The following is a 15,388-nucleotide window of genomic DNA, read 5'->3' on the forward strand; positions in this document are numbered from 1 at the left end:
GCTCTTTATCTTTAGCAAGCGCTTTTTATTTCTCTACTTTTCAAATAAAAACTGCACTTTGTTTTCTTTCCATTCTAACTTCGCATTAAAGGTCTTATCACCTTTTTTAAAGCCTTCAATCAAGTCTGTCTGCCCTTCGCTTAACAGTTTTTTTAAATTAGCTTGAGTAACTGTTTTACCTAAAATCTTTTTCGATACGGTAAATGTACATTTTGTTTTTGCATAGTTTGAGCATCCGTAAAATGAACCTTTATCGACTACTTTTCCGTCGCAAAGCTTACATGGACCAAACGATTTAGAGGAAAAACTTTTACCTTTTCCCTTGCCTTTTCGCTGAATGGATTCAGTGTCGTATCCGCTGAAATTCCACTTGCTTTCTGCTTCGACAGCGTCTTCGATAATTTTAGCTGAAAGTTTCTTTGTTTGTTCCATAAAAGTAGCGGCCGATGCTGCTCCTTGCCCAATTTCAGCTAAACGCTGCTCCCACTTAGCCGTCATTTCTGGTGAAGCTAAAATTTTATCTCCAATCGCGTCAATCAATACCTTTCCTTTATCAGTCGCAAACACTTGGTTTTTTTTCACATCAATATATTTACGATCTTTAAGCATTGTAATGATTCCAGCGCGCGTAGCTTCTGTTCCTAAGCCTTCTGATTTTGCTAGAATTTTCTCCAGCTCATCGTTATCTAAATGCTTACCCGCTGTCTTCATCAGTGTAATCAACTGACCTTCGGTGTAGCGTTTTGGAGGCTGTGTTTTGCCTTCTTTTACGTCTACCTTAATAACTTTACCTTCTTCGCCTTCTTGAACATTCGGAAGAATGACATCGTCGTCTTTCTCATTTTGAAAAATTACCTTGCGCCAGCCTTCTTGAATTTGCTGCTTTCCTTTTGAAATAAAAGCTGCTCGCTTTTCCACAAGTGTCGTAATCGTTGTGTAGTCGAAAATCGCTTTTTCGTAGTGTGCCGCAATTAGCCGTCTTACGACTAAGTCGTAAATTTTCTGTTCCTCTCCTGACAGTTTGCTAGGGTCCTTCACTTGTTCCGTTGGAATGATCGCATAGTGATCGCTCACTTTTTTTGCATTTACGTAGCGTTTATTTCCTAAAATTGAAGCGTACGGAAGCGGAAATAAATGTTCATATTCAGAAAAAGCACTCAGCTTTTCTAAAATCTCAGGAAACGTTTCCGCTTCGCCTTCTGTTACGTAGTTTGAGTCTGATCGTGGATAAGAAACAATTCCTTTCTGGTATAGCCCTTGCAGCACATCAAGCGTCTTTTTAGGTGAAAACTTAAACGCTTTATTCGCCGTTGCTTGAAGTGATGATAAGTTAAATAATAAAGGCGGCTGGAACTCTTTTCGCTCCGTTACGAGTTCATGAACTTGTGCGTCTTTTCCTTCGCAAAACTGAGCAATTTTATACGCCATTTCTTTTTCTTTAAGACGCGACTCTCCGTCTTGATGCCATTTGCCTTCATACTTTTTTCCTTCAATATCAAACTTAGCAAGCACTTCCCAAAAAGGCTCTGATTTAAAATTATCAATTTCCTTTTCACGCTTTACAATTAAAGCAAGCGTTGGTGTCTGCACGCGCCCTGCTGAAAAAACATCTGACATGCCATGCTTTTTCAATAAGATGCTATACACGCGTGAAGCATTCATCCCAACGACCCAATCCGCGCATGCTCTTGTATAGGCTTCATAATAAAGATTACGCGTATCGCTTTCGTCTTTTAACTGTTGAAACCCATCATAAATGGCTTTTGGCGTTAAGGAAGAAATCCACAATCGCTTCATCGGCTTATGCACACCTGACAGCTGGATGATATTACGGACGATTAATTCTCCTTCGCGTCCCGCATCTCCCGCATGTATAATTTCTGTGACCGTCGGCTTTTTAAGCAATTTTTTCACCACTTGAAACTGCTTTGCTTTTGAGCGCGTCACTTCATATTGAAAACGGTCTGGAATCATCGGCAGCGTGTCAATTGACCACTTTTTCCACTCCGGCTTATAATCTTCCGGGCTCACAAGCTGACATAAATGCCCCACTGCCCACGTTACATATGCTCCGTCTGTAAACACTTCATTCGGTGGAATCTCTAAATAGCCGTCGTGACGCTTCGGCTTGAACTGTGAAGCGAGCGTCGATCCTTGATCCGGCTTTTCTGCAATAATTAACTTCATGTATTTAATCACCTTACATTTCAAATTTCCATGTGAAACTTATTCAGTTTTATTATTTTATCATAGAAAGAGCTGTTGGAGTATGAATGGGGAGAAAAGTAGTTTCAATGAGAAATACATATCCCATTTTAAAAGCGTGTCAGTGTCCGTTATACTTTTTCAATGAAAAAGCTGTAGATTATTTTCTACAGCTTCGATACACATCTGAAATTTTCTAATAACAGCGATTATCCTATTGACTGAAACACATCTCTTTTAGGACATGTTATGAAATAATTAATAGCCAAATATACAAACCAGCAAGCGTAATAAACAATGTCGGAATCGTTAAAATAATACCCGTTTTAAGATACGTTCCCCATGAAATTTTCACGCCTTTTGTTGACAGAACATGAAGCCATAAAAGCGTTGCTAAAGAACCAATCGGGGTAATTTTCGGACCTAAATCCGATCCAATGACGTTTGCATAAACGAGCGCTTCCTTGATTGTGCCAGCTGCGTGTGTTGCATCGATTGCTAGTGCATCAATCATAACGGTTGGCATATTGTTCATAATTGATGAAAGAATAGCGGCAGTGAATCCCATGCCAATTGTTGCCGCAAACAGTCCATGACTAGCCGTTGCTTGGATCACATCAGCCAGAATTTCTGTTAAACCAGCATTACGCAAGCCGTATACAACGACATACATGCCGATAGAGAAAAAGACAATCGCCCATGGAGCTCCCTTTAGCACTTTTTTTGTATGAACCGCTCGGCTTTTTTTTGCCATCATCAAAAACAGAATAGCAATAATACCTGCGATGATCGAAACGGGGACGCTAAAGAATTCTCCAATTAAATAGCCTAGCACTAGCAAAACTAAGACAATTCCAGATAGCCGGAACATCTTTTCATCTTTGATGGCATCCACTGGCTTCTGCAAATCTGCTACATTGTATTTCTTAGGAATTCTTTTGCGGAAATACAGATACAAGACCATAATACTTGCAAACAGAGAAACTAAATCTGGAACAATCATGCGTGATGCAAATTCAGAAAAGCTAATGCCAAAGAAGTCGGCTGATACGATATTCACTAAGTTACTAACAACAAGCGGCAGCGAAGTTGTATCCGCAATAAATCCACTTGCGATGATAAACGGAAAAACCATTTTGTCGTCGAACTTTAATGCCCGAACCATGGCTAAAACAATGGGTGTTAAAATCAAAGCTGCTCCGTCATTAGCAAATAGCGCTGCTACAACGGCTCCAAGAAGAGACACGTAGACAAACATACGCACGCCGTTCCCTCCTGCAGCTCTAGCCATATGAAGCGCTGCCCATTCAAAGAAACCAATTTCATCTAAAATTAAAGAAATAATAATAATAGCAATAAACGTAAGAGTCGCATTCCACACAATGCTGGTTACCTCAAGGACGTCTTGAAAATCAACAACGCCTGCCAGTAAAGCAAGGATAGCTCCCCCGCAAGCCGACCAGCCGATTGACAAATTCTTCGGCTGCCAAATGACAAAAATTAGTGTTACTAAAAAAATCAATGATGCTAGTACAACTGATGCCACTTTTTAAACCTCCAATTATTCACAACAACTAATACGCAGTCCTTGTTTTTCTAGCTCTTTTAAACGTTCGTCCTGACTTGGTACAGATTCAAGTATACCTAGAACAAACTCATAGTACCGGCTTTCTTTATTAAGAGAATAAAAAACCCATTGCCCTTTTCTTCTTTCCTTCACAAGCTCAGCATCTCTTAATTTTCGCAAATGCTGACTAATTGAAGGTTGGCTAGCTTGATAGATATCCACGAACTCACACACACAGCATTCATTGTTCTCTATTAATTTCACCATCGAAAGCCTTGTTTTATCTCCCAATAATTTTAAGATTTGAGCTGCCTTTTCAATACTATCTATAGATTTTGTACTCATTAATGAACACCTCCTACTCCCTTTCAGCTGATGTATAAATGGGCTTATGTATTAATGCTTCATTACTATAATTGATTTTTAACTGATTTACAATTTTTTAGTGAACTAAGAGTGATTTAGTAGTTGTTTAAGGATTGGATTTAAGGAATTATTTTCCCTACTAATTTAAGTCAAATCTAACATGCGATAATATAGATATGTTTTCTCGTAAAAATGCTACTAATGTCCTTGGACAAACATACATACTTATTTTGTTTATCTGAATAAAATATAGAGAAAAATAAGAAAGGATGATTACGATTAAAAAACATTATTCCTATTATAATCCGCAAGATGGTAAATATTATGTAGACAAGCCTTACTCTCTTAGAGACGATAAAGTATCCCCCTCTGCTGCCCCTAAAATGCCTTTAAAAAATACAGCCGACAGAGCTTATAAAATTCCTGTATTCCTCAGCCACCCTTCTATGCTTAATGCTACTCAAACAAGATTTCTTAATCGTTTAATTGATGAAATTGAACGTGCTCTTCTTTTCCCTCGTACACTGCCTGATACGGAGCAATATCCTAATAAAACGATTACAAGCGTTCGCCGAATGATCCTCTCTAGCTATGGATTGATTGCGGTGAATATGCAGCAAGTCTTCGCCAATTATACCATGACGAATATTCCCGGCGGTACACCTCCGCCACCATCATGGGAAGGTGCTCCATTTTTACAAATAGAGCCAAGCATGGGTTATCAACGAGGCCTGCCTTTACTTCTTATCAAAGAAGCAGGTGTCAATAGTATAGGCGTATGGAATCCATCAGTAGTTCCGTTCTTTATCATTGAATGGGATTCTTCAAAGCCGCTTGATGAGTTTTTTAACCGTGTTGAATGGAGAGAAATATTTCAAAACTGGGTAGCTCAAGTACGAAATGGCTATTTTATTCAAACACAGCCTTCCTATCGATATGGCCCGGATGATCTATAGAAATCACTTCAAACGAAGAGTACTTTCGAAAGCTATTTCTATAAACAACGTTGAAATGTGAGGTGAATATAATTGACTCTAATTACTAGTGGGACATGCGTAGGAGTTCTATATCGAGCTAATGCCGGTGCATCATGCAGAAACGGGTACTGTGTTCATAATGGAAGATTAGTAGGCGGCGTCATAAGCTCAAATGCCGGTACCTTAACGGTTACAAGAAGCATCGATAACACAAAGTTACAGACCTATAATGGTATTCTTCTAAGTCACCGAGCCGTAAATCGAACGACAGGGCAAGTCACGCAGCAATATTTGTATTTTAGAAAAAATCAATTGGAAAAGGTAGAAGTCACACCTTATACACAATATAGTGACCCTAGCTGTCAAAGAGAAAGTCATTACAACATCCCTGATATTATCTATCCCGGTGAATGTGTAGGAATCAGATATCGGTCAGAAGATGAATGGCATATAGGAAACGGGCGATATCTATATTGGACAGGCCAAGTGAATCACTGTATATTTGATGAACGTCCACAAAGTACAAATAGACAATTTTTACGTCAGATTTGGTACGTACACTGGATACTTGACCCAAAAAATGAACGAAATATTATACCTCAAAAGACCTCTCGAGGACGTGGATCTCCAAGAGGTGAACGTAGAATTTATGCTTTTAAGAATCTGCTTCCAGCTAATGGTGAGACGGTCCTTGTAAAAGCTGCTTCTCCTGTAAATTCTGCTTCTTGGCCTTTTCGTATTATCTATCAGTAAGAAAAACAGATTGTAATCCTTAATGCTATTACAACTCCCATCCTCCACCTAGTTTTCTCTCAAAATCCCACAAATAGGCCGAGGTTAATTTGAACTGCCCCTCCAATGGTTAACCATTGGAGGGGCAGTTTCTTATGACTTTCTGTTTTTATTTGTCCATACGCTTCTCTACTTTATTTCCTTGTACTGCTTCCCTTTTTCTCTTTTTTGTAAGAAAATAGAGGCACTAATCCAAGAGGTAATCGGAATAATAATGGCTACACCAATGCCTCCGCTTAAAATAGAAATGACTTCTGCACAAAAGGTTTTTGAATTGATAATGTCTCCAAACGAATACGACAATCTCTTAAACCAGATAATTAACGTCAAATATCCGCCTACAAAGGCAAAATACAGTGTATTGGTTGTGGTGCCCAAAATATCTCTTCCGATTTTCAAACCAGAATTGAAGAGATTCTTTTTAGTTACGGACGGATCATGAACAAATAATTCATTCATAGAAGACGAAATAGATAGCGAAATATCAATGATCGCTCCTATGGCACCCATAATAATTGTACAAATGGCTATTTTAGCAAAGTCAATTCCAACATAAAGTGAAAAAGCGTTAATTTCTTCTTCCTGTTCTTCTCCAAATCCTTGAATCATTGCATGATGTTCAATAATAAAAATAAAGAGTACTAAAACAGCTAAGGTAATAATCGTTGAAACAAACGCAGCAAGCGTTTTATGATTGAATTTATTAATATAAAATAAATTAATGCAGCTAATGATTGTACAAGCGATCAACGTAACAACAATCGTATTTTTTATAGACAGCATAAAGAGAATGGTGAGAAAAATAACGCCAAAATTCAAGAACAGCGCAAGGAAAGACCGGATTCCTTTTTTTCCGCCCACAATACTCATCAGAATAAATAAAATAAGAGCAAGCAATAGTAAAACGTTCACTTTCTGTTCCCCTTTCTAAAAATAAAAAGAATCGAAAGATAGAGTGTAATGGGAATCGTTAAAACAATGCCAATGCTGCCAGTAAGAGCACGGATTAACTCCAAGGAGAAATTCATCGAAAACGTATATCCTAAAGGAGAGCCATTCTTTAAATAAAGAAGAACCATTGGGATTGTTCCGCTTATATATGAAAAAAATAAAATATTCGTCATAGCTCCCATGATGTCTCCACCAATTTCTTTGCCTGATTTCAGTAAATCTTTGCGCGCAATCTCTTTATTTTTTTCATATAGTTCATAGACAGAAGAAGTAATCGTAATCGCTACATCCATAACAGCTCCTAAAGATCCTATTAATACCTCACTCATAAATATTTTTTGAGGAGGAATCGTCACAAACTCCATTCCTTCATAATGAAGGCCATTAGAATCTGTTAGTTGCATGACACCATACGCGATTAAAAGAGAAACAAATGTACCTATTAAAGTTGAAATAATTGCTACATGCGTTTTTTCTTTATTACCGCTTACTAATAACAAAGAAATAACCGTAAAAAGAACGACCGCAACAATACATACAGCTAGCAAGCTCACATTTCCTAGTGCTAAATATACATTGAGGGCCCCGATTAAAAGAACAATATTAATAAATAAGCTAATGATTGAATAAAAACCTTGTTTTCTTCCAATAGCCAGCAAAATTAATATAAATAAACCAGCGACAGCGGTAACCTGCTTGTCCCGCTTCACTCCTTCAATCGTTCCATTTAGAGCATGCTGTGAATTCTTTTCTAAGGAGACAAAAAGATCTGTTCCGACAGTATACTTTTGATCATAAGCACCTGAATATGAGTACGTATTCTCTAAATGGATAAGCCTTCCTTTATATTTTCCGTTCATTATTTTAGCAACAATTTCCTGAGAGTATACGGTATCTTTGTTATGATTTAAATCAGCAGATTTGTTTTTTTCTACAACATTCGTCTTCACTACCTCAGCTATTGGTTTTTTATAAAGAGAATAATTGTGGTTTGTTACAATGAGCGCTATACACAAACAGCAAATCCCTAATATGTAGAGAAAAATTTGTTTCCGTGATGATTTATTGGACTTTATTTTCGAAAAAAGGTTCCTTATGTGCTGAGCATACAAAGTAGACATAAATACTTTCCTTTCTGGTTATCAGTTGAACGCAGAGCTTTTGAACATGAAGAGACTGCAAAGAGATCCAAATTCCCTTTGCAGTCTTTTCATTCGTTTATTATGAGCGTTATAGAGCAAGACATACTCCAAGTACACAAGACGCTTAAACCTACTGTTTTTTCCCTTCCGTACTGTATCAGAGAAAAATGAAATTATAGTGAAAACATAGAACGATTTATCTACTTCACTAGTTTTTTATGACTATCTTATATAATCATAGGAATATAAAAACAAATAGAAAACTGGCTGCGCTATAATAAGTTGACTTTATAGCTACTAATTAGTTATAAAGCTCATGAAAAGCGACAAATAGTTGCTAAAAACAAGGAGGTTATTTCATGTTAACGAAAAAAACACTTGTCATGCTTTCTACTCTTACGCTTGCAACAACATGCGTAGCATTCAGCACTCCAACTACTGAAGCAGCTGCTAAAGATGCCTACTCACAAAAAATTGAAGCTAAAGCAGAAACGAGGCCTACGCTTCGTAAAGGTTCCCACTCTAGCTACGTAAGAGACTTACAGCAAAGTTTAAAGGATGTGAAGTATAACACATCAGTTGATGGAATTTTCGGTACGCGAACGCAAAATGTAGTAAAAGAATTTCAAACCGATCACCGCTTGTCTCCAGATGGTATTGTTGGCCCCTTAACATGGGCAGCTTTAGATGAGAACAAGGTAGAAAGAAAGCAATTTCCTGTCAGCACGGCTATTGCATTCGGTAAAAAAGAACTCGGTGACAACATTGTCTTCAGTACAGACGACCGCTTACGGAAAGATAACAACGATAAAGCTTACTATAGATTCGTAGCAAAAAATAAAGACTGGATGGATCAAGGGGGATCAGGTACCATAGGCTGGTATCATATTTACAAAAGTGGAGATGTGATTGAAGAATCCAATTAAATCTATTTGCAGATAACCGTTCGAAAAAAGCCTTTATAATCACTCTTTTGAGTGATTTACTGCCCGCCTTACAGAATGCTAAAATTTAAAGGAATCATTCCGTAGGTATTTTACTTGAACAAGAACAGCTGCTACTCCCCTTAGCTGTTCTTGTTATTTTTTTAAGTAAACATACAAAAAGCAGCATGTAAACATTCCACACGCTGCTTTTTGCAATTACATGACTACTCTGTGGGTCGAGGTCCTGCTTCTCGTCCTGAGCTTTCTACCGTTAGTATTGGCCGAACGGTGACATCTTCATTTACACGAATTTGGCACGATAAGCGCAAATGATCTTCAATTGAACTTTCTGAGTATGCATTTTTCTCCGCGTGTGTTAAATCACAATATTCACCTTCGAGCACTTCTACCCTGCAAGTCGTGCATTTAGCTTTCCCACCGCACCGATGAAGAATATTTATACCGTTGTCTTCGAGTGCCAAGACAAGCTTTTTTCCTTTTGCCACTTCAAAACTGCCGTATCCTAAAACGGTTACTCTTGGCATATATCTCCCTCTTTCCCTCTACTGTATCCAAGCGATTTGAATTACACTCTATGCAGTTTTTTTGTTGCATGCCTAAGTTGCAATCCATTATTTCTACTGATTGCGACGTCTGTTGTACGTTATAAGCTCCTTTTACATGCCTAAATCCAATTAAGAAGACCATCATTTTGTAATACGGCCACTAAAACGACAAGCCCAAGTATAATAACAGGTATCAGTGCCTTTAAAATTTGATACTTAGATAATTCTATGCGCTGAGGCTCCTTTAACAAATGACTTTGATTTAACTCAGTATTGCTTTCACTTTCTTTATGATTCATGTTCCTCTGCCTTTCTATTTTTTTATAGTGCGGTTCGTATCTACTTCTGCTGAAATAACAAAACTAGACACAAGGTTTCTTCATAAAAACCATCTTAACCTTTTTAAGAACATGCTATACTAACAATTCTGTTTTAAAATAAGTCTCTATCATATGTTTTAAACAAACAAATTTACCTTATTTCCCTTCTTAATAGCGTTTCTCACATCGCTAAACGCACAAGCAAGGTCGTTATTTATAATCAAAAGTAAAACCCCATAACGAGTCATGGGGTTTTACTTCGTACGTTAATTTTTTGGAATTTTAATTTGTTTAATATCTCCTAGCACATAAATATAAAAAATTAAGCCTAGCAACAATACAATTCCCGCTACCATAAAGCTTAGGTTAAAAGAACCTGTTTTATCTAAAAGGTACCCTGTTAAAGCTGTAGCTATAATTCCTCCAAACAAATTATTAGCTAAATTAACAATAGAACTAAGAAGGGAAATAGAGCCTGCAGGTGCAATTTCTGCAGAAATAGACCAGCCGATTGGTGCGGTTGCAGATATACCTGCCAGTCCAATCGAGATACAAATCATCGCTAAGACGACACTATTAGTGAAAATAGAGCCTAAAAAAACAAACCCTAAGCATAATCCTATAACAATGATGGTGCGATATACTTTTTGACTGTCATAACCTTTTTTTATGAGGTAATCAACAAGCCACCCGCCTACTAAAATGCCAGCAAATGTAGCAATTAGCCAAGGTACTGCCGTAAGCAGGCCCGATGACATGATATCCATACCGTATTTTTCTTTTAAAAAAGTTGGCAGCCACGTTAACAGTAAATTAAACGTATATCCATAGCCTGTAAACCCAATCATTAGCCCCCAAACTTTTCGATTCGTAAATAATACTTTCAAGGTATGTAAAAATTTTGATGTTTGCTCATCGTTTGCATTTAAATTATTTTCTTGAATATACTTCAGCTCATCATCTGATATGCGTCTATGCTTTTCTGGCTTTTCGTAATAAAACCAAAACAGCAGCGTAAACAGCACGTTTATAATTCCAATAGATAAGAATGCTGTGCGCCAATCAAATTTGGTGATGAGAAACGCTACAAGAGGCGCGCCAAGTACATTCGAAAATTTGGCCGCTGAATCAAACAAAGAATTTGGTAAGCTTCTTTCATTTGGAGGAAACCATAGCGACGTAGCTTTTGATGCTGCCGGAAATGCAGAAGCACTCATTATTCCTATTAAAAATCGGACAATATAGAGAAGAAGTTTTCCTTGCAAAAAGGCCATCGACATCGTTAATAAACTCCAAATCACCATACCGACTCTTGTCACCCATGCTACTCCGAACCGATCAAGCAAGCTTCCCGCAGGTATTTGCATGATCGTATAAGAATACGTATAAATAGAAAAGACAATTCCAAGCTCTGTTCCCGTTAAGTGAAATGCATCTTGTATTGCAGGAGCGGCCACTGACACCGCTACACGATCAAAATAGTTTAAAATAATCATACTGCTTAACAAAGATGAAATGAACCATCGTGTGCGTCCTGTTCGCTTTACTGTATGTTCACTCATAGCTAGCTCCTTTCATCAGTAGTTTGTTCGTTTTATTACCGTAGCATTCTACTTAATACCGCAGCTAGAAGACACTACATAAAACCTAAGCTCACCCTACCCATAAAAAATCCGAACGATGAATCGAGATTCTCAATCAAGAATCTTGATTCATTGTTCGGATCTTCTTTCACCAAAAATACTTCTGTCCAGCCTTTTTTCTCGCTAACAGTCTATTTTGCTGAAAGCTCATCTTCCGTTACCCACTTATGATTTTTCACTTTCTCTCCGCCTGTAGTCGGCGTGTAGTCTACCATATATACCGTTGTTTTTTCGGCTGAATCAATCGTTGCTTTTGCCCCTTTCATACCTTTCATATGATCTGCTTCAAGCGTCACTTCGCTGCCTGGCTTTAACTGCTCGTTACCCGCATCTTTTATTTCTTCTTGAATAACCCACTTATGATTTTTTACTTTTTCCCCGCCAGTCTTTGGCTTATACGAAACGGTATAGGCCGTAGTATCGTAAGCACCAACAATCGTTGCTTCAGCCCCGTTCATGCCTTTCATATGATCAGCTTTCATAATGGCTTTATCTCCAACTTTATATGTTGGATTTTCAGCTTGCTTTAATCCTTTTGGAACCTCTCCTGAACTAGAGTGATTCATCTCTGAGTGATCGTGCATGGATTCATTTTTGTCAGCTGAAGGTTTTTCATGACTAGAATCGTTTCCGCATCCGCTTAGTCCAATAATGACAGATGCACCAAGAATAAATAGCTGTTTTTTCATGACAGTCCCTCTTTTCCACCTAATAAATTTTAAAATAAAAATCCTTTAATCCTTAGAAACAACTTATCTTTGCATACTCTTCTTCTTTTCTTTATTGTAGCCAGACTTTGTGCAGATTTTGTGAAGATGAAGGTAATTAGGTACGAAAATTTCCTATGCCTAAAAAAGGCCTTCGTATGAAACACTTACCACTAGGAAAAAGTATAAAAATAAAAGGAGGAAAGAAACATGCTAAAAATACGCTTTGCTCTATCCTCACTCTTACTTGTAGTTAGCTTGGTGATGGGAGTCCCCTCTTTTTCCGCACAGTCCACGCTCTCACCTAGCGTACAAAAGATAGAAGTAACGTCCATTAAAATGAAAACGCTCAAAACGTTTATCGATGAACAAGATATGAATACATTCACCAATAGTATAAAAAAGGCTGAGCGCATGAAACTTCTCTTAGATGAAGAGTCTGCTGGGAGCATCGATTGCAAAATGACCATTACCTATGGAGATGGTTCTAGCCGTCATTATTTCATTTGGATTATGGATGATGGACGTGATGTGTTAATTGCTCAGCAAAAGCATCCAGAAGACCTTCATCTTAAAGGGTATGAATTGAATCAAAAAAATTCCTTGCACCTGACAAAGCTGCTAAAGAATATTCTTTAGCAGCTTTGTTTTACATCACTTTCACCGAAAATGGCTTGGTGACCCAAATATTTTTCACTTTATATTTCCCACACAGCATATACTGCTATAACAGCAAGCACGTACAAAATAGCTGAGATGATCCACTTTTTCATACCTTATAGCCTCACTCTCTGCAATCGCAGTGCATTTAATACAACCGATACAGAACTAAAAGCCATCGCGGCACCAGCAACCCAAGGAGCTAACAGCCCAACTGCTGCAATTGGAATACCGAGCGTGTTATAACCCATCGCCCAGAATAGATTTTGCTTGATATTAGAAATCGTTTTTCTACTCATTTCAATCGCATCTGCAATGCTCATCAAGTCTCCTCGCATCAGCGTAATATCAGCGGCTTCCATCGCTACATCCGTTCCTGTTCCGATGGCCATTCCAATATCAGCTAACGCAAGTGCAGGAGCATCGTTAATACCGTCTCCTACCATTGCGACTTTTTTACCTTGCTGCTGAAGCTTTTTCACTTCTTCTGCTTTGCCTTCTGGCAACACTTCTGCTATAACGTGCTCAATACCCGCTTGCATCGCAATAGCCTGAGCTGTTTGACGATTATCTCCGGTAATCATCATCACTTCTAAGCCCATCTCTTTTAACCTAGAAACTGCTTCTTTAGAAGTCTCTTTAATAGTGTCTGCAACAGCAAGCATGCCGGCATATTTTCCGTCAAGAGCAACGAGCATGGCCGTTTTTCCTTCTCGTTCTAAATTTGTAATTTCTTCTAAAGCTGCATCAATATTCACTTTATGTTGGTTCATAAGCTTTCTTGTTCCTACTAACAGCTCTCGTTCTTGTACAGTTGCCCTTACTCCATGCCCTGGAATCGCTTCAAAAGATAACGGATCTTGAATTTCTATACCTTTATTTTTTATACCTGCTACGAGTGCTTGAGCTAGAGGATGCTCCGATAAACGCTCAGCTGATGCAACTAACTGTAATAGCTCATTTTCTTCGTAGCCCTGTGCAATACGTACATCGGTTAGCTCAGGCGTTCCATTTGTAACAGTTCCCGTTTTATCTAAAAGAATCGTATCGATTTTATGCGTCGCTTCTAAATGCTCGCCGCCTTTAAACAAAATACCAAATTCTGCTGCGCGGCCCGACCCCGCCATAATGGAAGTTGGAGTAGCTAAACCTAATGCGCATGGACATGCGATCACTAATACGGCGATAAGCTTTTCTAAAGCCGGTGCAAATTCGCCAGGCACAATCCAAATGTACCAGACAAAGAACGTAAGAAGAGCAATTCCAACCACAATTGGCACGAATATACCTGAAATATAATCAGCTAATCTCTGAATAGGGGCTTTAGATCCCTGCGCTTCTTCTACTACTTTAATAATTTGCGCAAGCGCCGTCTCTTTTCCAACGTTTGTAGCTTTTATTTTTAGAAAACCATTTTTATTGAGTGTGGCTCCAATTACTTTATCTCCAATGCTTTTATCTACCGGTACGCTTTCCCCTGTCAGCATGGACTCATCTAAAGCCGATTGTCCTTCAATAATCTCTCCGTCTACAGGTACTTTTTCACCGGGTTTAATAAAAATAACTTCGCCTTTTTGCACTTCTTCCACTGGAATTTCAATTTCCGCTCCGTCTCTTACTACAACGGCCGTTTTAGCTTGTAAACCCATCATCTTTTTAATTGCTTCTGAAGAACGGCCTTTGGCATTGGCTTCAAATAATTTCCCTAAAAGAATCAGCGTAATTAATATAGCACTCGTTTCATAGTAAAGCTGAGTAGTATGAGCAGATGAGCCAAGCGATTTAAGAGAAGAGTATAAACTATAGAAATAAGCTGCGCTTGTACCTAGTGCTACTAAAACATCCATGTTGGCACTTTTGTTACGAAGAGCTTTAAATGCACCTATATAAAATTGCTTCCCTACGACGAATTGAACAGGCGTAGCTAAAGCGAGCTGAACCCATGGATTCATCAGCATATGAGGCAAAGGAATAAACGACGTAAACGTAAAATGACTAACCATTGCCCATAATAACGGTACGCTTAAAATAAATGAAAACCAAAACTTTCCTTTTTGTTTACTCAGTTCTTTTTCTCTGTAGCTTTGCTCTTCTTCTTTTTCTTCTGACTTTAGCTTGGCTCCGTATCCAAGCTTTTCAACTCGCTGCGTTATGTCTTGCGGATCTATTTGAGAAGGGCTGTATTCAACAGAAGCCGTTTCTAAAGCAAGGTTAACACTTGCCTTTGTCACGCCTTCTAATTTGTTTAACCCTTTTTCAATACGAGTCGAACAAGCGGCGCACGTCATGCCCGTAATAGCAAATTCGGCTTTTTCACTTACAACTCCGTACCCAAGCTTTTCGATTTTTTCTTCAAAGGCCTGTGGACTTGTTTTAGACGGATCAAATATGATAGTAGATCTTTCCAAAGCCAAATTCACGTTTGCTTCTTTTACACCTTCTATTTTTTTTAACCCTTTTTCAATCCGGTTAGAACACGCTGCGCATGTCATACCCGTAATTTGCAAGGTGGCTTCTTTTTGTTTGTCACTCACCGCGTTTCGCCTCCTGTTATATACCTACAAGG

Annotated in this window: 14 protein-coding genes; 4 read left to right on the top strand and 10 right to left on the bottom strand. The window is 38.3% G+C overall.

The annotated features are described in order from the left end of the window. Positions 1-33: 33 nt before the first annotated feature. The 3 genes from ACH6EI_RS14985 to ACH6EI_RS14995 all read right to left on the bottom strand — a co-directional run bounded on the left by ACH6EI_RS14985 (position 34) and on the right by ACH6EI_RS14995 (position 4,117). A complete protein-coding gene (locus ACH6EI_RS14985; protein WP_108674633.1) occupies positions 34-2,187 on the bottom strand; it encodes a DNA topoisomerase III in 2,154 nt (717 codons plus the stop codon). A 265-nt stretch (positions 2,188-2,452) separates the two neighbouring features. After that, positions 2,453-3,751, bottom strand: coding sequence for an arsenic transporter (locus ACH6EI_RS14990; RefSeq protein WP_108674632.1), 1,299 nt, complete (start codon positions 3,749-3,751; stop codon positions 2,453-2,455). Positions 3,752-3,766: 15 nt separating this feature from the next. After that, the gene (locus ACH6EI_RS14995; protein ID WP_033578743.1) at positions 3,767-4,117 is read right to left on the bottom strand and encodes an ArsR/SmtB family transcription factor; all 351 of its coding nucleotides are present in this window, start codon (positions 4,115-4,117) and stop codon (positions 3,767-3,769) included. A 290-nt stretch (positions 4,118-4,407) separates the two neighbouring features. Between ACH6EI_RS14995 and ACH6EI_RS15000 the strand changes: the two genes are divergently transcribed. Then, positions 4,408-5,094: a hypothetical protein gene (locus ACH6EI_RS15000; protein ID WP_224980083.1), complete on the top strand. Its 687-nt coding sequence runs from the start codon at positions 4,408-4,410 to the stop codon at positions 5,092-5,094. Positions 5,095-5,166: 72 nt separating this feature from the next. Then, complete coding sequence (locus ACH6EI_RS15005; RefSeq protein WP_033578742.1) at positions 5,167-5,868, top strand: hypothetical protein; 702 nt, start codon at positions 5,167-5,169, stop codon at positions 5,866-5,868. A 168-nt stretch (positions 5,869-6,036) separates the two neighbouring features. Here the strand turns inward: ACH6EI_RS15005 and ACH6EI_RS15010 are convergent, their stop codons facing one another. Next, a complete protein-coding gene (locus ACH6EI_RS15010) occupies positions 6,037-6,819 on the bottom strand; it encodes a YibE/F family protein (RefSeq protein WP_028413678.1) in 783 nt (260 codons plus the stop codon). Continuing rightward, positions 6,816-7,808, bottom strand: coding sequence for a YibE/F family protein (locus tag ACH6EI_RS15015; RefSeq protein WP_034264529.1), 993 nt, complete (start codon positions 7,806-7,808; stop codon positions 6,816-6,818). Before ACH6EI_RS15015 ends, ACH6EI_RS15010 begins: the two co-directional genes overlap by 4 nt. Before the next feature lie 551 nt (positions 7,809-8,359). Between ACH6EI_RS15015 and ACH6EI_RS15020 the strand changes: the two genes are divergently transcribed. Continuing rightward, positions 8,360-8,926, top strand: a complete 567-nt coding sequence (locus ACH6EI_RS15020; protein ID WP_033578741.1) for a peptidoglycan-binding domain-containing protein — start codon at positions 8,360-8,362, stop codon at positions 8,924-8,926. A gap of 224 nt (positions 8,927-9,150) precedes the next feature. Here the strand turns inward: ACH6EI_RS15020 and ACH6EI_RS15025 are convergent, their stop codons facing one another. From ACH6EI_RS15025 to ACH6EI_RS15040, 4 genes are all read right to left on the bottom strand, one after another. After that, positions 9,151-9,471 (bottom strand): 2Fe-2S iron-sulfur cluster-binding protein, encoded by a 321-nt coding sequence (locus ACH6EI_RS15025; protein ID WP_048021341.1) that lies wholly within the window; start codon positions 9,469-9,471, stop codon positions 9,151-9,153. A 140-nt stretch (positions 9,472-9,611) separates the two neighbouring features. Then, positions 9,612-9,791 (bottom strand): hypothetical protein, encoded by a 180-nt coding sequence (locus tag ACH6EI_RS15030; protein WP_033578739.1) that lies wholly within the window; start codon positions 9,789-9,791, stop codon positions 9,612-9,614. A gap of 287 nt (positions 9,792-10,078) precedes the next feature. Further along, on the bottom strand, positions 10,079-11,374 hold the full coding sequence (locus tag ACH6EI_RS15035) for an MFS transporter (RefSeq protein WP_033578738.1): 1,296 nt from the start codon (positions 11,372-11,374) through the stop codon (positions 10,079-10,081). Between the two features lie 212 nt (positions 11,375-11,586). Further along, the gene (locus ACH6EI_RS15040; RefSeq protein WP_034264504.1) at positions 11,587-12,144 is read right to left on the bottom strand and encodes a YdhK family protein; all 558 of its coding nucleotides are present in this window, start codon (positions 12,142-12,144) and stop codon (positions 11,587-11,589) included. A gap of 228 nt (positions 12,145-12,372) precedes the next feature. On the opposite strand from ACH6EI_RS15040, the gene ACH6EI_RS15045 reads away from it, so the two are divergent. Continuing rightward, on the top strand, positions 12,373-12,801 hold the full coding sequence (locus tag ACH6EI_RS15045; protein ID WP_033578736.1) for a YhfM domain-containing protein: 429 nt from the start codon (positions 12,373-12,375) through the stop codon (positions 12,799-12,801). A gap of 137 nt (positions 12,802-12,938) precedes the next feature. On the opposite strand, the gene ACH6EI_RS15050 is transcribed toward ACH6EI_RS15045, so the two are convergent. Then, positions 12,939-15,356 carry a heavy metal translocating P-type ATPase gene (locus ACH6EI_RS15050; RefSeq protein WP_108674631.1) on the bottom strand — a complete coding sequence of 806 codons (2,418 nt, stop codon included), beginning with the start codon at positions 15,354-15,356 and terminating at the stop codon, positions 12,939-12,941. Between the last annotated feature and the right edge of the window lie 32 nt (positions 15,357-15,388).

It is taken from the genome of Priestia sp. JSM ZJ58 (genome assembly GCF_044383985.1).
In the GTDB taxonomy this organism is placed as follows: domain Bacteria; phylum Bacillota; class Bacilli; order Bacillales; family Bacillaceae_H; genus Priestia; species Priestia zanthoxyli.